Raw genomic sequence first — 25607 nt, 5'->3', positions numbered from 1 at the left:
CACGACGACGGATAACAAGGAAAACAGCATGTCCAAGACCCACCTGTTCGACCTCGACGGCAAGATTGCCTTCGTTTCCGGTGCCAGCCGTGGCATTGGCGAGGCCATCGCCCACTTGCTGGCACAGCAAGGCGCCCATGTGATCGTTTCCAGCCGCAAGCTCGACGGTTGCCAGCAGGTGGCCGACGCCATCATCGCCGCCGGTGGCAAGGCCACGGCGGTGGCCTGCCACATCGGTGAACTGGAGCAGATCCAGCAGGTGTTCGCCGGCATTCGCGAGCAGTTCGGGCGACTGGACGTGCTGGTCAACAACGCGGCTACCAACCCGCAGTTCTGCAACGTGCTGGATACTGACCCGAACGCCTTCCAGAAGACCGTGGACGTGAACATACGCGGCTACTTCTTCATGTCGGTGGAAGCTGGCAAGCTGATGCGTGAGCACGGCGGTGGCAGCATCATCAACGTGGCGTCCATCAACGGGGTGTCGCCCGGCCACTTCCAGGGGATCTATTCGGTAACCAAGGCAGCGGTAATCAACATGACCAAGGTCTTCGCCAAGGAGTGCGCCCAGTTTGGCATTCGCTGCAACGCGCTGTTGCCGGGCCTGACCGACACCAAGTTCGCCTCGGCACTGGTGAAGAACGACGCCATCCTGAACGCCGCACTGCAGCAGATCCCGCTCAAGCGGGTGGCCGACCCAAAAGAAATGGCCGGCGCAGTGTTGTACCTGGCCAGCGATGCGTCCAGCTACACCACCGGCACGGCACTCAATGTAGACGGCGGCTACCTGTCCTGATCACGCTTTGATCGCCACCAAGGTGTAGCTCAAGGGCAGACGGGCGGGCTGCTCGCGCAAGCGATACTCACCGTCACTGCCCTTGACCATCTGCCCCGGCAGCGCCTCCCAGGGGATGCTCTGGTGCTCGACCAGTGCCGTCAGTTGCAGCCCATGCGCCAGCAAGGCAGTCACCACTTCGCCCAGGCCGTGGTTCCATTCATGGGTTTCGGTGTGGGCAAGGCGCTGTTCGGTTTCGACGTAAGTCTGGTCGTTGTGCCACACCGTCGGCGCTTCGTGCTCGAAATACGGGTATTCGAGCTGCAGGCGGTCATGGTGGTCCTCGTTGACGGCCATCAGCATCGGGTGCCCATCGCGCAGGAACAGCCGCCCGCGTGGTTTCAACAGTGCTGCCACTGTACGCGCCCACGGCTCGATGCGAGGCAACCAGCACAGTGCGCCGATACCGGTATAAACCAGGTCGAACGTGCCTGCCGGCAGCACCTTGTCGGCAGCATAGACGTCAGACTCGACGTACTCGATGGGCACCGCGCAACGTTTGGCCAGTGCACGCGCTTCGGCCAGCGAAGCTGCGGAATAGTCCAGGCCACAGACCTGGGCGCCAAGGCGCGCCAGCGAGAGCGTATCGGTACCGATGTGGCACTGCAGGTGAACAGCGTTCAGCCCTTTGATATCGCCTAGCAATGGCAGGTCGAAGCGGACAGTTTCGGAAAGGTGCCCGGGGCGCTGGACCAGAAGCTCGACTTCGTAGTCCTTGGAGGCAGCGTGTAGCGCAGCGCGTTCGTCCCAGCTGGCACGGTTGAGTTGCAGTGAGCGATCCATGGTGTCGTCCTTGAGTGGTAACGGCTGATGCTAGCCGTTACCACGTTCCCTGCGTCACCACTGCCTTGCTAAAAATTGTAAAGCCCCGCTCGCGCCACTGGGGCCGCTCTGCAGCCCGTCGCCGGCAAGCCAGCGCCCCCAGGGACCGCACAATGCTGAAGGCTTGCGCAACACCTGTGGGAGCTGGCTTGCCGGCGATGAGGCCAAAACAGGCCACTCCAAGCGGTTACAAACAGGTAGCCGCTGCCGCCCGGCGCTGCAATGCCACGCCGTCATGCTTCTGCGCGTAATAGTCAACCCGCGCCCCACCCGCCTGCGGGTAAACATCCACGAACGCTTCGGCTTCGCGGGTATACACGGTAAACCCGCCCTGCTTGCGCGGCTCCAGATAGCCACTGGCATCGTCGCCGAACACCTTCTCTTCCTGCCAGCTGAACTGGATGCACTGGGCCACCAGTTCTGGCGCCTTGTGCGAATCGAGCTGCGCCGTCGGCTTGCCGCCGCGGGCCGTCTCCATGGTCGCAGAAGCACAACCGACCAGCATCAGTGCTGCGGCCATCGGCAGAATCGCACGCATGTTCCATCCTCAGGGTAAAAAAGAAGGCGACTCTAGCACTGGCATGCATCGCGAGTGAATTGCCACACACCTGCCGCTGTCGCAGATAAGACACATAGCCAAGAGGAATACCCCATGAAACTGCACTATCTGCTGCTCGCGGCCCTACCCTGCCTACCCCTGGCGGCGAACGCCGCCCCTTCCAGCGAAGAAAGCGTCACCGCGCCGGAAACACACAATCGCGAACTCAAGGTGGGTGACAAGGCGCCGGACCAGTACAAACGAGACGATCAGGCCATCCAGGACTGGCAAGCCAAGGGCCTGCCCAAGCCCGAAAAAGAAAGCCACTGGGTACGCATGGGCGGGCACTTTGTACTGGTACAGATCACCAACGGCGTAGTGCTGGCAATCCAGCCGGCGTCGTGAGTCAACCCGCTTCGGCCATTGCCGCCAGATGCACCGTATTGCGCCCGGCGGCCTTGGCTTGGTAAAGCGCTGCGTCAGCCTGGGCCAACAGGCTGGCGGTACTGTCCTTGAGCCCAGGCACGCCGCACCACAAGCCAACGCTGAAGCGCAATTCGATCTGGTCACCGGCAAAACTCGCCGGGTTGCGCGCAATGGCCTCACGCAGCCCTTGCAGCGCAGCCATCGCCCCGTTGCGGTCAGTGCCCGGCAGCAGCAACAGGAACTCCTCACCACCATATCGGCCCAGGCAGTCACCTTGGCGCAGCCGCTGTTGCAACTGGCGCACGCAATGGCACAGCACCTCGTCACCTGCCAGGTGCCCGTACAGGTCGTTGATGCGCTTGAAATGGTCGATGTCGATCATCGCCACAGCCAGGCTGCCCTGCTGCTGGCGAGCCTGGTCCAGTTCCACGGCAAAGCGCTCAAGGATCGCCCTGCGGTTCAGCGTGCCGGTCAGCACATCGTGCAGGGCCAGGTGCTGCAAGCGGGATTCGCTGCGCTCCTTGGCCATCAACACCAGCCCGATCGAATACATCATTACCGTGGCGGTGCCAATCGCCACCGAAATGCTCTGCTTGAGGTTGCTGGTGTCATAGCGCAACTCCACCGCCGTGCCATTGGCCACCGCCACCCCACGCATGCCCAGGCCGACCAAGCTGATCAACGCACCGATCTGCAGCAGCAAGTGGGCCTTGCCCGGCCGCTCGGCATAGCGTCGCGCCCAGTACAGAATCATCGAACACTGCAGCATCAGCACCAGCGTTGCCAGCAGCATACGTGGCTCCACCGTATCGAGCAGCAGCATCAACCCCACCAGCATGCACGCCGGGATAATGAAGATACTGCGCCAAGGCACCACCTGCTGACGCACCCGAAACAGGCTGGCTGTATAGAACGCCAAGGCCAGCGACAACAGGCTGTTGCCCAGGCCATAGCTGAGCCACAGCGGGGCCTGGGCGTAGGCGGTGTAGCAGACATAGGCCAGGGCATGCACCAGCAACCCACATCCCGTGAGTGAAAGGTTGTCACGGCGGTTACTGCGCCCGACCAGCAACAGGCAGAAGGCCAGAATGGTTGCAACCAAGGCAACGGCGGCGAACAACGTGGGGGTATGGGCGATCATCATGATTCACTGTGTGGCAAATTGCCGTCTTGCCTGCGGCTTACCCCACAGTCTAGAGGTGTATTACCGGCTCGACCATGACCGAATGGGACAGAACAGCAGCCCAGAAGCACGCCGCTCATCACTGGCGCGACAAATTTTTGCCTGCCAGGGAAACCAAATGGATCATTCCCAGTCTCAGCAAGTGCCCTGTAAACCATTGCGGATCAAGGACCTATATCGTGATGACCCGCCTTGCAAGCCTTTCGCTGGTTGCTGTTGTCCTGCTGACCGCAGGCTGCCACAGCCATCGCTACCATGACGACGACGACGGCTGGCGTGACCGCGACCGTGACCATCGGCACCACCATCGCCATGACCGCGACGATGATGACGATGACAATCGCCAGTACCGCGGTGACCGCTACTACCGCTGAAGCGTCTTTGCACCCCTGACCCGCCGCCCGTTGCGCGGCACCTTAACCTGATGACTCCTTTGAGGTTCGTATCATGCGTCTGACTCTGCCTTCCCTTGCCCTCGGCCTGCTGCTGTGCCAGGGCGCTTTCGCCGGTGACGGTACTGCCGCCATTGGCGGTGGCCTGGGTGGTGCCCTGGGTAACGTTGTCGGTCAATCGATCGGTGGCAAGACCGGGGCGGCCATCGGCGCCGGCCTCGGCGGCGCAGCCGGCAGTGCGGTAGGTGCACGCAAGGGCAACCGTACCGAAGCCGCCATCGGCGGTGGCCTGGGCTCGGCCGGCGGCTCGCTGCTGGGCGGCGCGGTGGGCGGCAAGACCGGCTCTACCGTCGGTGCCGGCTTGGGCGGCGCGGCCGGTGGTGCCATCGGCAACCACCTGGGCGACAATAACGGCAGCAAGAAGCACCGCCGTCACCGTCACTGATCCGGTGACCCAAGGGGCCGCAATGCGGCCCCTTTTGTTTGGCAAACCCTGCAGCACATCAACACCCCCTTCATCACAAGCTGGCACACTGGCTGCTACTGTCTATCGTGCCCCTGTGTGAAGGAACACCCCCTCCCCATGAACCAAGAGCTGCTCTGGGTCCTCGGCCTGCTGGCCATCGTCATCCTCCTGTTCGTCATCAACCGCCCGCGCATGGACGTGGTCGCACTGCTGGTGATTCTCGCCCTGCCGCTGCTCGGCATCCTCACCGTCGAGCAAGCCCTGGCCGGCTTCAGCGACCCCAACGTGGTGCTGATCGCCGCCCTGTTCGTGATTGGCGAAGGCCTGGTGCGCACCGGCATTGCCTACCGCATCGGCGAATGGATGAGCGAGCGGGCCGGCAACAGCGAGGCGCGCCTGCTGGTGCTGCTGATGGTGGCGGTGGCCGGGCTGGGCTCGATCATGAGCTCCACCGGCGTGGTGGCCATCTTCATCCCGGTGGTGCTCAGTATCGCCGCACGCCTGAAACTCTCGCCCAGCCGCCTGATGATGCCACTGGCGTTCGCCGGCCTGATCAGCGGCATGCTCAGCCTGGTGGCCACACCGCCCAACGTGGTGGTGCACAGCGAGCTGGTGCGCAATGGCGAAGCCGGTTTCAGCTTCTTCAGCTTTACCCCGTTTGGCCTGGTGGTGCTGGTGCTGGGCATCGGCTACATGCTGCTGACCCGCCACTGGCTCAACGGCGAAGTACGCAAGGACGGCCGCGTGGAAACCCGCCGGACACTGCTGGACCTGGTGCTGGACTACAAGCTCAACGGCCGCGAACGGCGCCTGCGCATCCGCCCCCACTCGCCGCTGATCGGCCACACCCTCGGCGAGCTGGAGCTGCGTACCCGACACGGCGCCAACGTGATCGGTATCGAACGCCAGCACAAGTTCACCACGCGGGTGATGGCTGCCGATTCCAGCACCGTGCTGCACCAGGGCGACGTGCTGCTGCTCGACCTGTTCGCCAATCGCGACGACCTGCGCAGCCTGTGCCAGACCATGCAACTGGAGCCACTTCACTTCAAGGCCGCCTATTTCATCGACCAGTCCCAGGAACTGGGCATGGCCGAGGTCTCGCTACCACCCGGGTCGCAGCTGATTGGCAAGAGCATTCTCGAACTGGCCTTCCGTACCCGCTTCGACCTCAATGTGGTCGGCCTGCGCCGCGAGCAGGCAGCGATCGAAGACCAACTGGTGGAAGAAAAGCTGCGCCTTGGCGACACGCTGCTGGTAGTCGGCCCATGGAAGGCCGTACGCCAGCTGCAAAGCAAGCCCAGGGACTTCCTGGTGCTGAGCCTGCCTGCCGAAATCGACCAGGTGGCGCCCGCCCGCACCCGCGCGCCGCAAGCACTGTTGAGCCTGGCGGTGATGGTCGGGCTGATGGTCAGCGGTGCCGTGCCCAATGTCATGGCGGCGCTGATCGGTTGCCTGCTGATGGGCGCCGGCCGTTGCATCGACATGAACAGCGCTTATCGGGCCATTCATTGGCAAAGCCTGGTGCTGATCGTCGGCATGCTGCCCTTTGCCCAGGCGCTGCAGAAAACCGGCGGCATCGACCTGGCGGTGAGCGGGCTGGTCAGCGTGCTGGGCGGGGCCGGCCCCAGTGCCATTCTCGCCTGCCTGTTTGCCGTCACGGCGGTGATTGGCCTGTTCATTTCCAATACGGCCACTGCGGTACTGATGGCGCCGGTGGCTGTCAGTACCGCTACACAGCTGGGGATGTCGCCCTACCCGTTCGCCATGACGGTGGCGTTGGCCGCATCGGCGGCGTTCATGACGCCGGTGTCATCGCCGGTCAATACGCTGGTGCTGGGCCCGGGGCAGTACCGTTTCGCCGACTTCGTCAAAATCGGCGTACCGTTCACCCTGCTGGTAATGCTGGTGACCGTGTTGATGGTGCCTTGGTTCTTCGGGCTGTGACGACACAACCGAGGAATGAAGGCAATTTGGCATTATCTCGACCGATCGCGGCAGATTGACATCAACTGCCCTGACGAAACACACTGCGGGTCATTGCCCCAGGTGCTTCAAGGCGTTGTCCTGGATTTCGTTTCCGCTTGCCGGTCGAGCCCATGGTTTTTGCTGCCCAATCGCGCTTGTTGCCTTACGTCATTCTGCTCTGCCTGACCTTTGCCCTCACCCTGGGCGGTATCCTGGCACGCCCGATCGAATCGCTGTCGCTGTTCTGGCCGGTGAATGCCGTATTGGCCGGTGTACTGCTGCGCTACCCTCGTCAGGCCACGCTTACCGGCTTTGGCCTCGTCTGGCTGGCCATGGTCGGTGCCGACCTGCTGTGCGGCAGCGCCTGGGCCCCGGCCATGTGGTTCAATCTGTGCAACCTGGGCGTGGTGGTGACCCTCTGGCAATTGCTGTCGCGCTTGCCGCGCCTGCACCGACGCATGCGTACCCCGCACGGCGTACTCAGCGTATTTGCCGCCTGCGCCGCTGCCGCCATGGTGGCGGCCAGCATGGCGGCGGCAATGGCCGCGCCCTGGTTCCAACAATCGTTGCGCGCCACTTGGCTGGCCTGGTTCAGCGAACAGTTCTCGACCAGCGTGCTGGTGCTGCCGGTGCTGCTTACTGCGCCCTCGGTGCGGGCCTTGGTGCGCGGTGGTGCCCAGGCCATCCGCCTGGCACCGCTGCTGGTGCTGCTGGCCTCGCTGGCGTTCAGCATTGCCTTTGGCGGCCCCGGGGCCATTGCCTTCCCGATTGCCGCCTTGCTGTGGTGTGCCTGGACCTATTCGCCCTTCATGGTTTCGCTGCTGGCACTCACCGCCGGCAGTACCTTGATTGTGGCGGTGGCGCAAAATCTCATGCACTTTAGCGTGCCGCAAAGCGAGCCAGGGGTGACCACGCTGATGTCGGCGCGCCTGGGCATCGCCATGCTGGTGCTTGGCCCGCTGGTGGTGGCCTGCGTCAGCCAGGCCAACCGCAGCCTGATGGCCCGCCTGGCGCACCAGGCTACCATCGACCACCTTACCGGCGTGCTCACCCGCAGTGCCTTTACCCGCCGCGCCAACGCGTTGCTGGACAGCCGCCAGCAGCATGCCCAGGCGCTGCCGCTAACCCTGATGATGCTGGACATCGACCATTTCAAGTCGATCAACGATGCCCACGGCCACGCGGTCGGTGACCAGGTGCTGCGCCAGTTCGCCAGCACCTTGCAAGACCAGTTGCACAACGATGAGCTGCTCGCGCGCCTGGGTGGCGAGGAGTTCGTCGTCATCCTCCCGGGCCTTGCGCCAGAACGGGCCAAGTTCACCGCCGAACGCCTGCGCCGCGCTGTACAGGACCTGCATGTGGTGCAGGCCGACCAGCGCCTGCAGATTACCGTCAGTATCGGCCTGGCCGGCTGCGACGCCGACCACCCGGCCCCCAGCCTGGACGCGCTGCTGGCAAGCGCCGACCAGGCGCTGTACCGGGCCAAGGCCCATGGCCGCAATCGCGTCGAGCAGGCCGAGGCGCAGCGCCAGGTGATCTGAGTCAACCGGCCAGCAAGTCCCACGACAGCTTGGCGATCAGCACGCACAACAGCACCAGGAACAGCCCGCGGACAAAGCCGGCGCCCTTGCGCACTGCCAGCCAGGTACCGGTCAGCGCGCCCAGGATGTTGCACACCGCCATGGGCAGGGCGATGGCATACAACACGTTGCTCGTCGGCACGAAGAACACCAGTGCCGCCAGGTTGGTGGCGATGTTCACCACCTTGGCCGACGCCGAGGCGTGCAGGAAGTCCAGGGCAAAGAAGCGGATGAACAGGAAGATCAGGAAGCTACCGGTGCCCGGGCCGAACAGGCCGTCGTAAAAACCGATCGCACCGCCGATCAGCACCGCCAGGCACTGCTCCTTGCGGCCGATTTGCGCAGGCTTGTGCAGGGTGCCGAAGTCTTTCTTGCAGAAGGTGTAGATGGCCATCAGCACAATCAGCACCAGCACCGCCGGGCGCATCACGCTGGGCGGCACCAGCGACACCGTGGCGGCACCGGCGAACGACATGACAAAGGCGCTGAGTGCAGCGGGTACGATCAGCCCCCAGTCCAGCGTCACCTTGCGGATAAACGACCGCGCCGCGAAGGCCGTGCCGCACACCGATGCCAGCTTGTTGCTGCCGAGCAATGCCGCTGGCTGTGCGGCGGGCAGCACATTGAACAAGGCCGGGATCTGGATCAGCCCACCACCCCCCACGGCGGCATCGATCAGCCCAGCGGCAAAAGCGAACACGGAAAGTACAGCGATATCCATCATGATGCAGGCCCAGAGGCAGAGAAGACGCCTGCAAGGCTAATCAAAGTACCGCGCTTGTGTTGAAATGCCATATTGCGAAAACTGCAACAAGGAGCAGGCGATGGCATTGGACATGCTGCGGGAAATCCAGGCGTTCGTCAGCGTGGCACACAAGCGCAGCTTCGTCGCCGCCGCCCGCGCACTGGGGCGTTCCCCCAGCGCCGTTACCCGGGCTGTACAAACCCTGGAAGACAACGCCGGAAGCAAGCTGCTCAACCGAAACGCCAACGCCGTGACCTTGACCGAAGCCGGCGAGCGACTGTTGCCGCACGCCGAGCGCTTGCTGGATGTGCAACGCGATGCGGCCGACGAACTGGCCGCGCTCAGCGGCAATGCCCAGGGCTGGATCCGCTTTGCCGTGCCGCAGTTGCTGGGGGAGCATGTGTTGCCGCAGGTGCTTGCCGAGTTTTCTCGCGACCACCCGCAAGTGACCCTCGACGTGCAGTACAGCGACGAAGCCCTCGACCCACTGCAAGGCAAATTCGATTTCGTGGTGCGCGGCGCCTTTCCCCAATCGAGCGAGCTGATCGGCTACCCGCTTTGGCCCTATCAGCGCCACCTGTATGCCAGCCCCGCCTACCTGAGCCTGGCCGGCACACCGCAACACCCGGAAGACCTGGAGGGCCATACGCTGATCCTGCATACCGCGCCACGCATCCTCAAGGCCTGGCATTTCTGCCGTGATGGCCAGATCACCAGCCTGCGCCCCAGGCCCAGGCTGCGCCTGGGTTCGGGCGATGCGGTGTACCACAGCACCCTGGCCGGTGCCGGTATCGCCCGCCTGGCCGCCTGGGTTGGCGAAGCGCAGGTCAAAACCGGGCGCCTGGTGCGGGTGTGCCCCCAGTACCGCCTGACCTCCAGCAGCGGGCAGGACCCGCAGATGCACGCGCTATACCCTGCCGGCGAGCTGCCGGCACGGGTACGTGACTTGCTGGCGGCCCTGCGCCGAGCCGGCATGGCCCAATGAAACAGCCACTGAAACGGCTGTTCAATTTCTGCTCAATTTAACAGAGCCCGCCGTGGGCTTGGCTTACAGCACTTTATCCACAGACCTACCCACGTTTTTTGTGGACAGATTTCCCAGCGCAAAGAATGACTTATCCCATGCGCGGGTGAACGTTGAACCTCAGCTTGGCGGAATCGTGCCAAGAAGACCAATCAGAATGGTCAGTAGCAGAAAACCACCCAGGAATAGCGCCAGCTTGCCCATTGGAACCTCTACAGTTGTGATGCGGGAATGGGCATATTCTCGGCCTTGGGCTGATACGGTTACAGATTCAGCTTTGTGGAAAAAAAGCGGATCAGATGGAAACCTGCTGAAGCTTTTCCGCAGGCAGCCAGCCCAGTTCGCCATTGCCATGGCGACGGCACCAGACCCACCCGTTGAGCGGGCGCAGCATCTGCACCCGCTGCCCGGGGTCGGCATCGAGCTCATGCGCTGAGTAATTGTCCAGTGCCCTGCCCTGGCACACGCTGATCCGCTCGATCAACTGGGCCGGTACCCAGCCAGGTTCCTGACCACTGCAGGTGCACAGGTACCAGTCCTGCCAGCCTGGCTCGCCTTCGTAGCGTGGCCCGATGTTCAGCAGCGTGCCCTTGGCGAAGCGGATGGGCCGCGGGTATTCACTGCGATGGGGTTCAATCACAACGTAATGCATGGGCCTCTCCTTGGCCGGGTAAACCTTCGATCGGTGCAACAGCGGAAAAACCACCGCTGCACCGCGTTTGTATCGTTATGTGTACCCATTGAGACCTGATACACAAGCACGTCTCCAACGGGTCAATCGGACATATCGGCGATACAGCCGTCAACTTTACTGGCACACATCAACCCGCCCCAATGGCTCATGCCAAGGAGATGCCCGATGCCTGCCCGCCACTCGACCCACACCCTGTCACGCCGCTTCAACCACGCCCTGCTGGCCTGCACCGTGCTGCCGCTCGGGCTGATGGCGACGGCCATCGCCACCGCCGCCCCCGTACAGCCCCAGCCAGCAAGCGCAGTGGCCGACAGGTTCGGCCCTCTGAAACACATCAACGCAGGCGTGCTCGATGTGGCTTACGTGGAACAAGGCCCCACCGATGGCCCGGTGGTGATCCTGCTGCACGGCTGGCCCTACGACATTCATAGCTTCGAGGAAGTTGCACCTGCCCTGGCGGCAAAAGGTTACCGGGTGTTGGTGCCCTACGTGCGCGGCTACGGCCAAACCCGCTTCCTGTCTGCGGCAACGCCACGCAATGCCCAACCCACCGCCCTGGCCAGCGATGTCGTCGCATTCATGGACGCGCTGCATATCCAGCGTGCAGTACTCGCCGGTTTCGACTGGGGTGCGCGTACTGCCGACATTGTCTCTGCGCTGTGGCCAGAGCGGGTGAAGGCCTTGGTCTCGGTCAGCGGCTACCTGATCAGCAGCCAGGAAGCCGCCAAGGCGCCGCTGCCACCCAGCGCCGAACTGCAGTGGTGGTACCAGTACTACTTCGCCACCCCACGCGGCCAGGCGGGCTACGAGCAGAACCGCCATGCCTTCGCCAAACTGATCTGGCAAACCGCCTCGCCCAAGTGGGCTTTCGATGACGCCACGTTCGAGCGCAGCGCCCAGGCCCTGGATAACCCCGATCAAGTGGCGATTACCGTGCACAACTACCGCTGGCGGCTGGGGCTGGCCCAAGGCGAAACCCGCTATGACCCGCTGGAAGCCAAGCTGGCCCGCTTCCCCGGCATCACTGTACCGACCATTGCTCTGGAGGGCGATGCCAACGGCGCCCCACACCCGCCTGCAGAAGCGTATGCAAAGCGCTTTACCGGCAAATACGAGTACCGGCTGATCAGCGGTGGCATTGGCCACAACCTGCCGCAGGAAGCGCCAAAAGCGTTTGCACAGGCGGTCGTGGATGCGGACCACTTCTAACGCGCAAGCAATTGCTACACGACGTTTCGAAGGGCATGGCAAACCATTTACAGGAAATTGTCGAGAGCCTGTAGGGACGAAACCCCGTTGTGGCTAGGTATCACGCGGGGCTCAGCCAAGATTGAATGAAACGATTTGAAATGCAGCTTGTAGGATCTTTTACCGCGCAACGTAGGAGTATTCGCCTCGAAGGGATTTCCCTGTATGAAACATCAGTTTCTGCAGCAAAATCGAGCTGCTACGGTCCGATTTTCCTACAACGGCACGGAAGCCCACAGTGTGAGAAAAGCATGGACCCGTACAATGCCTCGGCCCTGAAGCTGCAGAAAAATTTGCTGAACCTGCGCCTTGAGCGCGATCGCCTGAAAAAGGAGGGTAAGCACAACGAGGCGGACGAGTTGGCTGAACTGATCGCCAAGATAGAGGCGGCTATCCAGCAGTTACCGGATAGCTTCAAGCCCGTGACCTTGCAGTGAGCTGTACCCTTTCCTGGCCCCACAGGATTACGCTGAAGCTGAAACCAGCGCAAACCTGTGGGAGCGGGCAGGTTTTTAGAGCATCTGCACCCTCAGAACAGCTTGACCGTGTAACTCAGGATCAGCCGGTTCTCATCAATGTCCGTGCGGTAATTGGAACGCGCCATCACATTGCGCACCCGTATCCCCAATCCTGCCAACGGCCCGCTTTGCACCACATAGGCCAGGTCCAGATCACGCTCGCGATCTCGCCCTTCAAAGCCCAGCCCGGTGTCCACATCCCGCCCCTTCACATAGCGCAAGGTTGACGTCAGGCCCGGAATGCCCAAGGCGACAAAGTTATAGTCGTGCCGCACCTGCCACGACCGCTCCCCCGGCGCCGAAAACTCGTAGGTCGGCAGCGTGTTGCCCATCGGGTTGGTGTTGGCGCCCACCTGGATAAAGCCGTCATCACCGCCAATCTGCTGGTACCCCACATAGAAGGTATGCCCGCCGGTCTTGGCTGAGAACAGGCTGAACAGTGCGTGATTGTCGTAATCGCCGGCAATCTTGCGCCCGTCCTCGCGGGCATCGAAGTAGCCGGCATTCACCCCCAGCGTCCAGTCACCCAACGGCTCGGCATGCTTGAAGCTGTAGAAGCGCTGCTGGTAGATGTCTTCCAGCTGCGCCTGCCATACGCCAACACTGGTGCGGTTGTCGTTGAAGGCATAGTCGGCACCCACGTAGTTGAAACGGTCGCTGGTAAAGCGTGCCAGCCGCGCCGGATTGATCGGATCGTTGACCAGCGCGTACATCTTCTGGCTGTTGGACGAGTCACGCAAGCTGGTGGAGCGGAACTGCCCGGCATTCAGGGTCAGCCCGGCAAACTCGCGGGACTCCAGCATCGCCCCTTGGTAGGTTGGCGGCAGCAGGCGCAGGTCGCTGAACAGCAGCACAGGCAGGTTGGGCATCAACTCGCCCACCTTCAACTCGGTCTGCGACACCTTGAACTTGATCGCCGCACCCAGGCGGCTGTACTCGTCCGCCGACTTACCGCTGTCCAGGCTGGGCAACAAGCCGGACTTGGCATGCGCCGGGCTGCTGTCGAGCTTGAAGCCAAGCAGGCCGGTAACATCGACACCGACGCCCAGCGTGCCCTGGGTATAGCCGGAGCTGGCATTGAAGATGAAACCCTGCGCCCACTCCTGGGTACGCGATTGGGTGCTCGCCCCCTTGATGTCAGCGTAGTCACGGCTGAAAAAGTAATTGCGCGCCTGCAGCGTGGCACGGGCGCCTTCGATGAAACCGGCCTCTTCAGCCGAAGCCTCGGCACACAGCGCGGCGGCAATACAACCGCCGGCCAGGCGCGCAGACGAAGAAAAACGCGGTGCAGTGGAACCTTGCATGGGGCTACTCCTGGATTCGGGCAACAGCCACCCGGCGCGGTGGCCTTGAACGGCCACCGACGTGCGGGTTGCTTTGAGAGAGGGTTGGCAGGCGGGCACCCGGCCCGCCTGCTCTGCCATTGCGTGAAGCGCTGGGCCGCTAGCGGTTGACCAGCTTCGCCGGCAAGGCAATAACCAGGAAGCAGCTGAGAATCAGGCAGCCGGCAAACACCCACAGTGCCGCGTGAGAAGTACCGGTCAGGTCAGTGACCAGGCCCATCAGCGAGTTGCTGACCAGGCCGGCGATATTGGCCACCGAGCAAGCCAGGGCGAAGCCGGTAGCCGCAGCCGTGCCCTTGAGGAAGGTGGCCGGTAGGCTGAAGAACACCGGCACTGCGCCAATGATGGCCGCCGAAGCGATGGCGAACAGCACCACGGTCATCACCAGGTTCTGGCTGAACAAGGTACTGCTGGCCATGGCAATCGCACCGATGATGAACGGCACGATGATGTGCCAGCGGCGCTCGCGGTGGCGATCGGAGCTGGCCCCGATCATCAGCATGCCGGCCAGCGCGGCCAGGCTCGGGATGGCCGTGAGCAGGCCAATGTGGAAGGTGTCGCTGACGCCCGCATCGCGGATGAAGGTCGGCATCCAGAAGCCCATGGCATAGGCGCTGAGCAGGATCGAGAAATCGATACCTCCCAGCATCCACACCTTCAGGTTGAAGAAGCCGTCGCGGAAGCTGTGCTTGCTGTCTTTGCCCTCGGCATCGTCAGCGGCCAGGTCTGCCGCCAGCTGGGCCTTGTCGTCATCCGACAGCCACTTGGCCTGCTGGAAGTGGTTGGGCAGTGCCCAGAACGTGAGGATGCCAAGCAGCACGCTGGGGATCGCCTCCAGCAGGAACAGCCACTGCCAGCCATGCAGTCCATGCACCTGGTCGAAATGCCCCATGATCCAGCCAGAAATCGGCCCGCCAATCACGCTGGACAACGGCAAGCCGATCATGAACAGGGCAATGATGCGCCCTCGCCGGTAGGTGGGGTACCACATGGTCAGGTAGTACAACACGCCCGGCAGGAAGCCAGCCTCGGCAGCCCCGAGCAGAAACCGCAGGATGTAGAACTGGGTGGTGGTGCTGACGAACATGGTGCAGGCCGACAGCAAGCCCCAGGTGATCATGATGCGGGCGATCCACAGCTTGGCGCCAACGCGCTGCAGGATCAGGTTGCTCGGCACTTCGAAAATGATGTAACCGACGAAGAACAGACCGGCACCCAAGCCGTAGGCTGCAGTACTGAACTGCAGGTCTTCGAGCATTTGCAGCTTGGCGAAACCGACGTTGATGCGGTCGAGGTACGCAGCGAGGTAGCAGAAGCACAGGAAGGGTATTAGCCTCCAGGTGATCTTGCTGTACAGCGCTTTGGTGCCATGGTCGATGTCACTGTGGACCGTGGTTGCATTCGCAATTGGCATTTCCTGTCTCCTGGCGGGCGACTTTGTGGTTGTTTTAAGGCCAGCAGTTTTCGACGCGCCGGGCACCCCGCGCACTATACGCGGCGCGCCCTGGCAACGCCTGAAGACCCCGAGTGCTCCTGCGGGGCGACCGCCCGGACAGCAGGCGGTCATGGACGGGCTTCCGGCACCGTTCCTTGATTGTTATTGGGTAAGGGCTGCCCGGCGTTCAGCCGGCCAGGTGCCGCAGGTGTTGCATGGCGTCCTGCCGGGTGACGACGTCCCCATACTTGCTGTCGATGTCGAACAGGTTGGCTTCATGCGGGTCGTTGTGGCGGTCACCTACGCACTCGCGCACCACGATGGTTCGAAAGCCGTGCTGCATGGCGTCAACCGCACTGGCACGGATGCAGCCGCTGGTGGAGCAGCCGGCCAGCACCACGGTATCGATCCCTTGTGCATGCAGCAGCGGGGCCAGGCTAGTGCCGAAGAAGGCACTGGCGTACTGCTTGCTCAACACCACCTCCCCCGCCTGCGGTGCGACGGCCTCGCAGAAGGCAGCCAGCGGGTTGCCTTCGACCATGTCCTTCATCACTGGCGCCTTGCGCACCCACACACCGCCGTCGGCAAAATGTGGCGGCTGGTAGCGAATGTTGGTGTGCACCACCAGGGTACCGCAGTCGCGGGCCAGCGCCAGCAGGCCGGCAGCCTGCTCGACCGCCGCGACAACACCCGGGGCATACAGCGGAGCGCCAGGCGTGGTGTAACCCTGCATGAAGTCGATCATCAACAGGGCTGGCTTGCGGCCGAAGCCAATGCGCTGGCCCCAGACCCCTTGATAGTTGTCACGGGCGCTTTGTGTGTCGCTCATGTCCGCCTCCCGGTTTCAGTAAGCACCCGACAGCAAGGCACCAGCACCCGGCACGATCGGCTCCAGGTCCAGCGCCTTGAGCATGGCGTAGGTGGTGGCGATGGCCGCGGTAACCACTGGCTTGCCGGTTTGCGCCTCGACCTTGGCCACAGCTGGCAGCGACTGCATCTGCACGCAGGCCGAAAGCACCACCACATCCACGCCTTCCAGGTTCATGCCGGCGACGATGCCTGGCAGGTTGGCCGGGTCGTGGCGAGCCACGGCGAGGTTGTCGGGGATTTCCAGCGCGCGCCAGTCCTGCACGTCAAAGCCTTCCTCGCGGATGTAGTTCACCACCAGTTCGGTCAGCGGTTTCATGTACGGGGCGACGATGGCAATGCGCTTGGCCTTCATCACATGCAACGCTTCTACCAGCGCACCGGCACTGGTGATGACCGGCGCCAACGCATCATTGTCGGCGGTGGCCTGCTGCAGGCGTTTTTCCGATTGGCGGTGGTAACCCAGGCCCATGGCCATGATCGCCACCAGGCAGGCGTAGCCCAGCACATCGACCTTGGCGTCGGACAGCTCCACGGCGCAGCGGTCGGACTCGGCGTCCATCGCGGCCAGCTCTTCCTTCTTCACCTGCTTCATGCGCATGCGGCTGGAATGGAAGGTGAAGCGCTCGGGGCGGATGGCCTGGCGTGCATTGAGCATCGCCGGGATCTCGGTTTCCATGGTGGTGTTGGAACTCGGCACGATCTGGCCGATGCGGTATAGCTGGGTCATGTCTCGTGCTCCGTCAGACAAGGGGTTGGTCGAGGAAGTCGCCAAAGGCGGCGAAGAAGCCTTCAAGGTCATCCCAAGGGATCATGTGGCCGGCGTTGTCTACCCGTACCACCTGGATATCCGGCTTCAGCTCGCGGATTTCGGCTATGTCGCGGGGCTCGATCACCCCGCCGCGCCCCGCCACCATCAGCAGCGTCGGCTGGCGCACGGCAGGCAGGTCCTGGTGGATATCCACCTCGTGGAAGTCATCGAAGGCGCGCACGATTGCCGGCTCGTAACAGGTGTGCAGCCACTCGGCGCGCAGGGCCAGTTGCTCGTCGCTCCAGGTGGCACAGAAGGCGCGCATGTCGTCGCCGCTCATGCCAACCGTGGCCAGGCGGATCGAGTCGACATACCACGGCAACTTGCTCGGGTAGGCGCGGCGCCCCGGCCCGGAAACCGGCGGGTCGACCAGCACCAGCCGCTGCAACCCCGGCGCCCCTTGGGCAGCAGCACGAATGGCAAAGCGCGCCCCCATCGAATGCCCGACCAGGTGATAGCTGCCCAGGCCCAGCGCAGCAGCAAACGCGGGGATGTCTGCGGCACAGGCGTCGGTGCCGTAATCCAGCCCAGGCCCGCTCTCCGACAACCCACGCCCACGCACATCCAGCACATAGGTATCGAAGTACTGGCCAAGGCGCTCGGCCACGAAGCCCCAGGTAACCGCCGGGCTGGTGATGCCCGGCACCAGGATCAGCGCCTGGCCCTTGCCGCCGTAGCGCAGAAAATGCTGGCGGATGCCATTGGCGCTGACGTTGCCGCCGGCGACGAAGGTACTCATGCCGCCTCCCCGCTTTTAAGCGGCTGCCCGTAGAGGTCGTAGCCATAGACCCAGGCCGGGTCTTCCTGGGTGTAGAGCCAGGTGTTGGCGTTGGATACCGACTGCACCTGCGATGCCCGCTCCTTGCGGTTGGCCTCGTACAGGGCGAACGCAGTGCGGTGGTCGGACAGCCCGGTCTCTTGCAGGCAGCGGGTCAGCATGGCCGCATCCTCGATAGCCATGCAGGCGCCCTGGGCCATGTGCGGCTTCATCGGGTGGCAGGCGTCACCCAGCATGACCAGCCGGCCACGGCTCCACAGCGGCAACGGGTTGCGGTTGCGCAGTGGCCACTTGGTGATCGATTCGGTCGCGTCGATCAGCTTTTGCACAGTGGGATGGTAGCCCTCGAAGGCGGCGCGCATTTCCTCCTGGCTGCTGTCCACGTAGGCGCCCTGGAAGTCCCAGGCTTCATGCGGCACACCGGTGACGAAGTAATACTCGTCACGCTTGCCGGTGGTGTAGTAGACCATCATGTGGCGGTCTTCGGACCACCACTTCACGCAGGGCTCGAACACATCGGCATGCTGCGCCAGGTTCACCCCGCGGATCAGTGCCCGGTGCGCGACCCAGCCGCTGTAGTTCGGCGCTTCGGCGCCTAGCAGCTCTTCGCGGATTTTCGAGTGGATGCCATCGGCACCGATGACGATATCAGCCACGGTGTGCGTGCCGTCGGCGAAGTCCAGGCGCACCTGGTCGCCTTCGTCGACAATCTTTTGCAGGCGCTTGCCGAAGTGCACGGTGCCCGGTTTGATCGCGTCGATCTGCAGCGCGTGCAGGTCGCCACGGTGAATGGTGATGTAGGCGGCGCCGTACTCGCGACGGGCGTATTCGCCCAGCGGAATGCGCGACAGGTAATCACCGGTATTGCCGTCGCGGCTGAACCAGAAGTCCGGGTGCGAGCCCATCAGCTCCAGCTTCTGCTCCAGCCCCATGCGGCGGAAGATTTTCATCACGTTAGGGCCGATATGAATGCCCGCGCCAAGGCGGGTGAATTCCGGCGCCTGTTCGAACACCTCGACATCGAACCCGGCCTGTTGCAGCAACGTGGCGGCGGCTGCCCCACCCAGACCCGCACCGACGATTGCGATTTTCTGCCTACCCCGCATGGGTATCTCTCCTCTTGTTCTGATGTGTGGCCAGCGGTTCGACCGCCTGACGATTTAGAGCGTATACGCTGCAATTGAATTTTGAAAAGAGGGGCAGGCAAATATTTTTCAAACAGCTGATCGAAACGTGCAGCCAAAGCCCTGTTACCGTAATAACTGGGCGTATGTGTGGATAGGTAACGTTTTACAGATAACTTGCGCTTACCGGCGGGATGCGCTTTCATCTGCAAAAGTAGGGTGTACACACTATTAATTTGCACTGAGATGAAGCGCCGGGCACTGCCTTGGTGCAACACCTCTCCCCCATCAACGCCGCCCAGGAGAACCCCGATGCCGGTGAGCAATGCGCAACTGACCCAGATGTTCGAGCACGTACTGAAGCTTTCCCGCGTGGACGAGACGCAGAGCGTCGCCGTGCTCAAGAGCCACTACTCCGACCCGCGCACGGTCAACGCGGCGATGGAAGCTGCGCAGCGCCTGAAGGCCAAGGTGTATGCGGTGGAGCTGCCCGCGTTCAACCACCCCACGGCGATGGGCAACGACATGACCGCCTACTGCGGCGACACCGCACTTACCGGCAACCTGGCGGCGCAACGGGCACTGGAGGCGGCAGACCTGATCGTCGACACCATGATGTTGCTGCACTCCCCCGAGCAGGAGCAGATCCTCAAGACCGGCACGCGTATTCTGCTGGCTGTGGAGCCGCCGGAAGTGCTGGCGCGCATGCTGCCCACCGAGGACGATAAACGCCGCGTGCTGGCTGCCGAAACCCTGCTGAAGCAGGCGCGCAGCCTGCATGTGCGGTCCAAGGCCGGCAGCGACTTCCACGCCCCGCTTGGCCAGTACCCGGCCGTGACCGAATACGGCTATGCCGACGAGCCGGGGCGCTGGGACCACTGGCCGAGCGGCTTTCTGTTCACCTGGCCGAACGAGGACAGCGCCGAGGGCACACTGGTGCTGGACGTGGGCGACATCATCCTGCCGTTCAAGAACTACTGCCGCGAGCGCATCACCCTGGAGATAGAGAAAGGCTTCATCACCGGCATTCATGGCGGCTTCGAGGCCGAGTACCTGCGCGACTACATGAAGTACTTCAACGACCCCGAGGTGTATGGCATTTCGCACATCGGCTGGGGCCTGCAGCCACGCGCGCAGTGGACGGCCATGGGCCTGCACGACCGCAACGATGGCATGTGCATGGACGCCCGGGCCTTCTACGGCAACTTCCTGTTCTCCACCGGCCCCAACACCGAGGTCGGCGGCAAGCGCAAGACCCCGTGCCACCTGGACATTCCGCTGCGCAATTGCGACATCTACCTGGATGACCAAGCCGTGGTCCTGGCCGGCGACGTGGTCGCACCAGAGGAGTCGCGGGCGCGATAGGGGTTATACTGGCCGGGCGCTCCGCTCTTGGCGGCCGGCCAGCCTCTTTCCACCCAGCCCAAGCCATTCTATGTCGATAAAAACCACCCCCAGCAGCGCCCCGCTCGACAACACACCCTATGACGTTACCGAACAGGTCGGCCACTTGCTGCGCAAGGCCTACCAGCGGCACACGGCGATCTTCCAGCAGCAGGCTTGCGACCCGCAGCTGACCTCGATCCAGTTCGTCACCCTGTGCGCCCTGCGCGACCACGGCCCCAGCTCCCAGGCCGAGCTGATCAAGGCGACTGCGGTGGACCAGGCAACCATCCGCGGCATCGTCGACCGTTTGAAGGCACGCGAACTGGTGCAGTTGTCGCCAGATCCCAGCGACCGGCGCAAGGTTATCGTCGAGCTCACCGACAATGGCGCTGCCTTGCTGGACGAAATGATCCCCTGCGCCCGGCAGATCAGCGAGTTGAGCATGGGCAGCCTGAATGCCGGTGAGCGTGTGGCCATCCTGTACCTGCTGCGCAAGATGATCGACAGCGGCGAGAACGCCGGCTGACCTCAAGCTTTGGGGCTGCTACGCAGCCCCAGTCACAACTGCCCCCCAAAAAATCATCCCTGGCCTGCTTCTTGCTCACTCATTTCATGTAGTGAGTACTTACCGAACTTCTCTCCCCGTTTGTGTCCTTCGGTAGCGCAAGCAACCTCCAGAGATGAGCCAATAATGCAAACAACCCTCTCCCTGCGGGTCAACGGCCAAGCCGTCGAAACCAGCGCCGCGCCCGACACACCGCTGCTGCTGGTCCTGCGCAACGACCTGTGCCTGAACGGCCCCAAGTACGGCTGCGGCCTGGGCGAATGCGGGGCGTGCACGGTGATCATCGACGGCGTGGCTGCACGCTCGTGTGTCATCCCCTTGGCCGGCGCCGAGGGCCGTGACATCACCACCCTCGAAGGGCTGGGCAGCAAGGCCGCGCCGCACGCAGTGCAACAGGCGTTCATCGACGAACAGGCCGCCCAGTGCGGTTACTGCATGAACGGCATGATCATGACCGCCAAGGCCTTGCTCGACCGCATCCCGAACCCCAGCGACGAACAGATCCGCAATGAACTGCGCGGCAATCTGTGCCGCTGCGGCACCCACGTCGAAATCCTGCGCGCCGTGCGCCGCGCTGCCCAGACCCGGAGCAAAGCATGAACCACTCTCAACAGGTGCCCAGCCGCGACCAGTTGCTGGCCAAGACCGGCGTGTTGCTGATCGTCGACCAGATCACCCCGCCTTCCGGCCCCGTGGCCAAGGGCGTGACGCCCGTGGTCAAGGAACGCGAACTGGCATTGTTCATCGCCGTCAGCGACGACGGCCTGGTCTACGCCTTCAACGGCCACGTCGACCTGGGCACCGGCATTCGCACCTCACTGGCACAGATCGTTGCTGAAGAGCTGGACCTGCGCATGGACCAGGTTCACATGGTTTTGGGTGACACCGAACGGGCGCCGAACCAGGGCGCAACCATTGCCAGCGCCACCTTGCAGATTTCCGCCGTACCTTTGCGCAAGGCCGCGGCCACGGCGCGGCGCTTCTTGCTGCAACAGGCCGCGCAACGGCTTGCTTGCGCCCCCGAAGCCCTGCGCATTGAAGAAGGCGCGGTAATCGCCAGCAACGGCAGCACGCTGAGCTTTGCCGAACTGGTGCAAGGCGAAAACCACCAGCTGTACATCGCCGACGATGCGCCGCTCAAGGCCATTGAGGACTACCGCCTGGTCGGGCGCAGTGCCGCACGGGTGGACATCCCCGGCAAGGCCACTGGCGAGCTGACCTACGTGCATGACATGCGCCTGCCCGACATGCTGCACGGCCGGGTCATCCGCCCACCCTACGCCGGCCACGACAGCGGCGACTTCGTCGGCAACAGCCTGCTGGCGGTCGATGAAGCCTCCATCGCCCACGTGCCCGGTGTGGTCGCGGTGGTGGTCATCCGTGACTTTGTCGGTGTGGTGGCCGAGCGCGAGGAGCAGGCCATTCGCGCCGCCCATGACCTGAAGGTCAGCTGGAAGCCCTTTACCGCCAAGCTGCCTGACCTCAGCGATGTTGCCCAGGCCATCCGCGACAACCCGCGGGTGCAGCGCACCGTGCTGGACAAGGGCGATGTCGACGGCGGCATCGCCAATGCCAGCCAACGCCTGAGCCGCAGCTACCTGTGGCCGTACCAGTTGCATGCTTCTATTGGCCCGTCGTGCGCGCTGGCCGACTTCACCGATAACCAGATCCGCGTGTGGTCCGGCACGCAAAACCCGCACCTGCTGCGCGCCGACCTGGCCTGGCTGCTGGAATGCGCCGAAGACCGCATCGAAATCATCCGCATGGAGGCTGCTGGCTGCTATGGCCGCAACTGCGCCGACGATGTGTGTGCCGATGCGGTGCTGCTGTCGCGTGCCGTGCAGCGCCCGGTGCGGGTGCAGCTGACGCGCGAGCAGGAACATGTGTGGGAGCCCAAAGGTACCGCGCAGCTGATGGAGATCGACGGCGGCCTGAACGCCGATGGCAGCGTGGCCGCCTACGACTTCCAGACCAGCTACCCGTCCAACGGCGCCCCAACCCTGGCGCTGCTACTGACCGGCGCCGTGGAACCGGTGCCGGCACTGTTCGAGATGGGCGACCGTACCTCGATCCCGCCGTATGACTACGAGCACATGCGCGTCACCATCAACGACATGACGCCGCTGGTGCGCGCCTCGTGGATGCGCGGTGTATCGGCCATGCCCAACAGCTTCGCCCACGAGTCGTACATCGATGAGCTGGCCTTCGCGGCGGGTGTAGACCCGGTCGAATACCGCCTCAAGCACCTGTCCGACCCGCGCGCCATCGACCTGATCAAGGCCACCGCCGAACGCGCCGCATGGCAGCCGCATACCCAGCCCATGCAAACGCAAGCCGAAGGTGACGTACTGCGTGGCAGGGGCTTTGCCTATGCACGCTACATCCACAGCAAGTTTCCCGGCTTCGGCGCGGCCTGGGCAGCGTGGGTGGCTGATGTCGCGGTAGACCGGCGCACCGGCGAGGTCGCCGTCACCCGTGTGGTGATTGGCCACGATGCCGGGATGATGGTCAACCCGGAGGGCGTGCGACACCAGATACACGGCAACGTCATCCAGTCCACCAGCCGCGTGCTCAAGGAACAAGTCAGCTTTGAGGAGTCGACGGTGGCCAGCAAGGAATGGGGCGGCTACCCGATCCTGACCTTCCCCGAGTTGCCAGCCATTGACGTGATGATGCTGCCGCGCCAGCACGAACCGCCGATGGGCAGTGGCGAGTCGGCCTCGGTACCCAGCGCGGCCGCCATCGCCAACGCTATTTTCGACGCCACCGGCATCCGCTTTCGCGAACTGCCGATTACGGCGGAACGGGTGCGCGCAGCGCTCGGTGGCGAGGGCCAGGAGCCTGATGCCCCCACACAGGAACACCCCACAAAGAAGCGCTCGAAGTGGTGGTTCGGCTCGCTGGCCGGGGTATTCGGCGCAGCCCTGGGCATGCTCGCCACCGCCCTGCCCTGGCGCGCTGAAATCGCCCCGGTAACCCCGCCTGGTGCCGGCAGCTGGAGCGCGGCGATGCTCGAACGCGGGCGCCAGGTGGCGGCAGCCGGTGACTGCGCCGTGTGCCACACGGTCAGCGGCGGCAAGGTCAATGCGGGGGGGCTGGCGATGGAAACGCCGTTCGGGACGCTGTACAGCACCAACATCACCCCCGACCCGGAAACCGGTATTGGTCGCTGGTCATTCGCCGCCTTCGAGCGGGCCATGCGCGAAGGCATCAGCCGCGATGGCCGGCACCTCTACCCGGCCTTCCCCTACACCTCGTTTCGCAACATCAACGATGCCGACATGCAGGCGCTGTACGCCTACCTGATGTCGCAAACCCCGGTACGCCAAGCGGCGCCCGCCAACGACATGCGCTTCCCGTTCAACCAGCGGCCGCTGATGGCGGGCTGGAATGCGCTGTTTTTGCAACGCGGCGAGTACCAGCCCGACCCGCAACGCAGTGCGCAGTGGAACCGTGGCGCTTATCTGGTCGACGGACTGGGCCATTGCACGGCCTGCCACTCGCCACGCAATTTGATGGGGGCGGAGAAAGGCGGCGGCAGCTACCTTGCCGGCGGCAGGGTCGACGGCTGGGAAGCCCCGGCACTGAATGCCCTGGGCAAGTCGGCAACGCCTTGGAGCGAAGACGAACTGTTCACCTACCTGAGCACCGGTTTTTCCGAAAAGCACGGTGTGGCGGCAGGCCCGATGGGGCCAGTGGTCAGCGAGCTGGCCACATTGCCCAAAAGCGATGTACGCGCCATCGCCCATTACCTCAGCTCGCTCGACGGCGAGCCTGCGACGCTTGCAGCCAACGCTGCACCGCAAACGGATATCCAGGTGTCGCTGAGCAACGGTGAGCGGGTATTCAAGGGCGCGTGCCTGGCCTGCCACAGCGATGGCCTGGGGCCGAAGCTGTTGGGTGTCAGCCCGTCGATGGCGGTGAACAGCAACGTCCACAGCGACCTGCCGGACAACCTGCTGCGCGTGGTACTGCACGGCATACCCACCCCGGCAACCCGAGACCTTGGCTACATGCCCGGCTTCAAGGACAGCCTGTCGGACCGCCAGGTCGCCGACCTGGCGGCCTACCTGCGCCAGCGCTTCGCCGCCGACAAACCGGCCTGGCAAGGGCTGGCAGCCAAGGCCGCGCACATACGCGCCAACCCTGGCAGCCACTGAGGGTCAGCGGCGCAACCCGCGCAGGGCCAGGTCGCTGATGAAGGCCAGCCAATCGGCCTTGGCCTGCTGGTCGGCCAGGTCCACGGCCAGGAACGAGCTGAGGGTATGGCGGTTGGAATTATAGAAATAGCAGAGCGAGGCAATCATCAGGTAGGCGTGGGTGATGTCGATGTCGTTGCGGAACAGGCCCTTGGCCTGGCCCGCCTCGATGATCGGCCGCAGCACGCCGACCGCCTCGCCAGACAATGCCTTGAGGTTTTGCGACTTGCGCGCGTGCTGGCCCTGGTGAAGGTTCTCGGTGGCAAGAATGGTGACGAATTCGGGGTGGCGCACGTAGTAATCCCAGATGAACGCCACTAGCTCACGCAGGGCTTTTTCCGGGTCGTCGAGGTCGATGCGCAGCTTGGCTTCGGCCTGGTTGAAGCTGGCGTAGATGTGCTCCAGTACACTGATGAACAGCTTCTCCTTGTTGCCGAAGTAGTAATAGATCATCCGGTCGTTGGACTTGGCCAGCGTGGAGATCTGCTCGATACGCCCACCGGTGAAGCCTTCCTTGCTGAAGACCTTCACCGCGGCCTTGAGGATGTTGTCCCGGGTGCGGTCGGCCTGTTGGGCGCGTACACCGGTTTTGCGAGTTTGCATGTCGGTCCCTGTGGGGCTGGCCAGATACCCAACACTGCCACAGACGTTGGGCCATTG

The 25607-nt window shown here is 63.5% G+C and carries 25 protein-coding genes; 13 read left to right on the top strand and 12 right to left on the bottom strand.

Annotated elements, in window-relative coordinates; all coding sequences use genetic code 11:
* Positions 1-28: 28 nt before the first annotated feature.
* Positions 29-796, top strand: coding sequence for an SDR family oxidoreductase (locus tag B9A31_RS05885; protein ID WP_016711440.1), 768 nt, complete (start codon positions 29-31; stop codon positions 794-796).
* On the opposite strand, the gene B9A31_RS05880 is transcribed toward B9A31_RS05885, so the two are convergent.
* Both B9A31_RS05880 and B9A31_RS05875 read right to left on the bottom strand, forming a co-directional pair.
* A complete protein-coding gene (locus tag B9A31_RS05880; RefSeq protein ID WP_019098346.1) occupies positions 797-1618 on the bottom strand; it encodes a class I SAM-dependent methyltransferase in 822 nt (273 codons plus the stop codon).
* A gap of 226 nt (positions 1619-1844) precedes the next feature.
* Entirely contained in the window at positions 1845-2195 is a 351-nt protein-coding gene (locus B9A31_RS05875; protein WP_016711442.1) for a hypothetical protein, read from the bottom strand.
* Positions 2196-2309: 114 nt separating this feature from the next.
* Between B9A31_RS05875 and B9A31_RS05870 the strand changes: the two genes are divergently transcribed.
* Entirely contained in the window at positions 2310-2600 is a 291-nt protein-coding gene (locus B9A31_RS05870) for an RcnB family protein (protein WP_019098348.1), read from the top strand.
* 1 nt (position 2601) lies between these two features.
* On the opposite strand, the gene B9A31_RS05865 is transcribed toward B9A31_RS05870, so the two are convergent.
* Positions 2602-3762, bottom strand: coding sequence for a GGDEF domain-containing protein (locus B9A31_RS05865; protein WP_025753701.1), 1161 nt, complete (start codon positions 3760-3762; stop codon positions 2602-2604).
* Between the two features lie 224 nt (positions 3763-3986).
* Between B9A31_RS05865 and B9A31_RS05860 the strand changes: the two genes are divergently transcribed.
* From B9A31_RS05860 to B9A31_RS05845, 4 genes are all read left to right on the top strand, one after another.
* Complete coding sequence (locus tag B9A31_RS05860; RefSeq protein ID WP_016711445.1) at positions 3987-4178, top strand: hypothetical protein; 192 nt, start codon at positions 3987-3989, stop codon at positions 4176-4178.
* Positions 4179-4251: 73 nt separating this feature from the next.
* Positions 4252-4641 carry a glycine zipper domain-containing protein gene (locus tag B9A31_RS05855; protein WP_025753699.1) on the top strand — a complete coding sequence of 130 codons (390 nt, stop codon included), beginning with the start codon at positions 4252-4254 and terminating at the stop codon, positions 4639-4641.
* A gap of 138 nt (positions 4642-4779) precedes the next feature.
* A complete protein-coding gene (locus tag B9A31_RS05850) occupies positions 4780-6609 on the top strand; it encodes an SLC13 family permease (protein WP_016711447.1) in 1830 nt (609 codons plus the stop codon).
* A 137-nt stretch (positions 6610-6746) separates the two neighbouring features.
* The gene (locus B9A31_RS05845; RefSeq protein ID WP_025753698.1) at positions 6747-8171 is read left to right on the top strand and encodes a GGDEF domain-containing protein; all 1425 of its coding nucleotides are present in this window, start codon (positions 6747-6749) and stop codon (positions 8169-8171) included.
* Between the two features lies 1 nt (position 8172).
* Here the strand turns inward: B9A31_RS05845 and B9A31_RS05840 are convergent, their stop codons facing one another.
* Complete coding sequence (locus B9A31_RS05840; RefSeq protein ID WP_084296735.1) at positions 8173-8934, bottom strand: sulfite exporter TauE/SafE family protein; 762 nt, start codon at positions 8932-8934, stop codon at positions 8173-8175.
* Positions 8935-9034: 100 nt separating this feature from the next.
* Between B9A31_RS05840 and B9A31_RS05835 the strand changes: the two genes are divergently transcribed.
* Positions 9035-9940, top strand: coding sequence for a LysR family transcriptional regulator (locus B9A31_RS05835; protein ID WP_019096765.1), 906 nt, complete (start codon positions 9035-9037; stop codon positions 9938-9940).
* 334 nt (positions 9941-10274) lie between these two features.
* Here the strand turns inward: B9A31_RS05835 and B9A31_RS05830 are convergent, their stop codons facing one another.
* Positions 10275-10631 (bottom strand): SH3 domain-containing protein, encoded by a 357-nt coding sequence (locus tag B9A31_RS05830; protein ID WP_019096764.1) that lies wholly within the window; start codon positions 10629-10631, stop codon positions 10275-10277.
* A 207-nt stretch (positions 10632-10838) separates the two neighbouring features.
* Between B9A31_RS05830 and B9A31_RS05825 the strand changes: the two genes are divergently transcribed.
* Positions 10839-11882 carry an alpha/beta fold hydrolase gene (locus tag B9A31_RS05825; protein WP_019096763.1) on the top strand — a complete coding sequence of 348 codons (1044 nt, stop codon included), beginning with the start codon at positions 10839-10841 and terminating at the stop codon, positions 11880-11882.
* Positions 11883-12172: 290 nt separating this feature from the next.
* Positions 12173-12358, top strand: coding sequence for a hypothetical protein (locus tag B9A31_RS05820; protein WP_019096762.1), 186 nt, complete (start codon positions 12173-12175; stop codon positions 12356-12358).
* A 92-nt stretch (positions 12359-12450) separates the two neighbouring features.
* Here B9A31_RS05820 and B9A31_RS05815 read toward each other — a convergent pair whose 3' ends face one another.
* The 6 genes from B9A31_RS05815 to nicC form a co-directional block, all read right to left on the bottom strand.
* The gene (locus B9A31_RS05815; RefSeq protein WP_084296734.1) at positions 12451-13743 is read right to left on the bottom strand and encodes an OprD family porin; all 1293 of its coding nucleotides are present in this window, start codon (positions 13741-13743) and stop codon (positions 12451-12453) included.
* 139 nt (positions 13744-13882) lie between these two features.
* Complete coding sequence (locus B9A31_RS05810; RefSeq protein WP_019096760.1) at positions 13883-15196, bottom strand: MFS transporter; 1314 nt, start codon at positions 15194-15196, stop codon at positions 13883-13885.
* A 208-nt stretch (positions 15197-15404) separates the two neighbouring features.
* A complete protein-coding gene (locus B9A31_RS05805) occupies positions 15405-16046 on the bottom strand; it encodes an N-carbamoylsarcosine amidohydrolase (RefSeq protein ID WP_016711455.1) in 642 nt (213 codons plus the stop codon).
* Between the two features lie 15 nt (positions 16047-16061).
* Positions 16062-16814, bottom strand: a complete 753-nt coding sequence (locus B9A31_RS05800) for a maleate cis-trans isomerase family protein (RefSeq protein WP_019096759.1) — start codon at positions 16812-16814, stop codon at positions 16062-16064.
* Between the two features lie 13 nt (positions 16815-16827).
* The gene (nicD, locus tag B9A31_RS05795; RefSeq protein ID WP_019096758.1) at positions 16828-17634 is read right to left on the bottom strand and encodes an N-formylmaleamate deformylase; all 807 of its coding nucleotides are present in this window, start codon (positions 17632-17634) and stop codon (positions 16828-16830) included.
* Positions 17631-18779 carry a 6-hydroxynicotinate 3-monooxygenase gene (gene nicC / locus B9A31_RS05790; protein ID WP_019096757.1) on the bottom strand — a complete coding sequence of 383 codons (1149 nt, stop codon included), beginning with the start codon at positions 18777-18779 and terminating at the stop codon, positions 17631-17633. The genes nicD and nicC overlap by 4 nt, the downstream gene beginning before the upstream one ends.
* Positions 18780-19109: 330 nt before the next feature.
* Here nicC and B9A31_RS05785 point away from each other — a divergent pair, with 330 nt between their 5' ends.
* The 4 genes from B9A31_RS05785 to B9A31_RS05770 all read left to right on the top strand — a co-directional run bounded on the left by B9A31_RS05785 (position 19110) and on the right by B9A31_RS05770 (position 24908).
* On the top strand, positions 19110-20162 hold the full coding sequence (locus B9A31_RS05785; RefSeq protein ID WP_016711459.1) for a 2,5-dihydroxypyridine 5,6-dioxygenase: 1053 nt from the start codon (positions 19110-19112) through the stop codon (positions 20160-20162).
* 70 nt (positions 20163-20232) lie between these two features.
* Positions 20233-20709 carry a MarR family winged helix-turn-helix transcriptional regulator gene (locus tag B9A31_RS05780; RefSeq protein ID WP_019096756.1) on the top strand — a complete coding sequence of 159 codons (477 nt, stop codon included), beginning with the start codon at positions 20233-20235 and terminating at the stop codon, positions 20707-20709.
* Between the two features lie 165 nt (positions 20710-20874).
* Positions 20875-21348 carry a (2Fe-2S)-binding protein gene (locus tag B9A31_RS05775; RefSeq protein WP_019096755.1) on the top strand — a complete coding sequence of 158 codons (474 nt, stop codon included), beginning with the start codon at positions 20875-20877 and terminating at the stop codon, positions 21346-21348.
* The gene (locus B9A31_RS05770; RefSeq protein WP_084296733.1) at positions 21345-24908 is read left to right on the top strand and encodes a molybdopterin cofactor-binding domain-containing protein; all 3564 of its coding nucleotides are present in this window, start codon (positions 21345-21347) and stop codon (positions 24906-24908) included. The genes B9A31_RS05775 and B9A31_RS05770 overlap by 4 nt, the downstream gene beginning before the upstream one ends.
* Before the next feature lie 3 nt (positions 24909-24911).
* Here the strand turns inward: B9A31_RS05770 and B9A31_RS05765 are convergent, their stop codons facing one another.
* Positions 24912-25550, bottom strand: a complete 639-nt coding sequence (locus tag B9A31_RS05765; RefSeq protein WP_019096753.1) for a TetR family transcriptional regulator — start codon at positions 25548-25550, stop codon at positions 24912-24914.
* Between the last annotated feature and the right edge of the window lie 57 nt (positions 25551-25607).

This window comes from Pseudomonas sp. URIL14HWK12:I5, assembly GCF_900176445.1.
In the GTDB taxonomy this organism is placed as follows: Bacteria; Pseudomonadota; Gammaproteobacteria; order Pseudomonadales; family Pseudomonadaceae; genus Aquipseudomonas; species Aquipseudomonas monteilii.
Note: the sequence above shows the minus strand (reverse complement) of the source record. Positions and strands in the feature narration are given on the sequence as shown.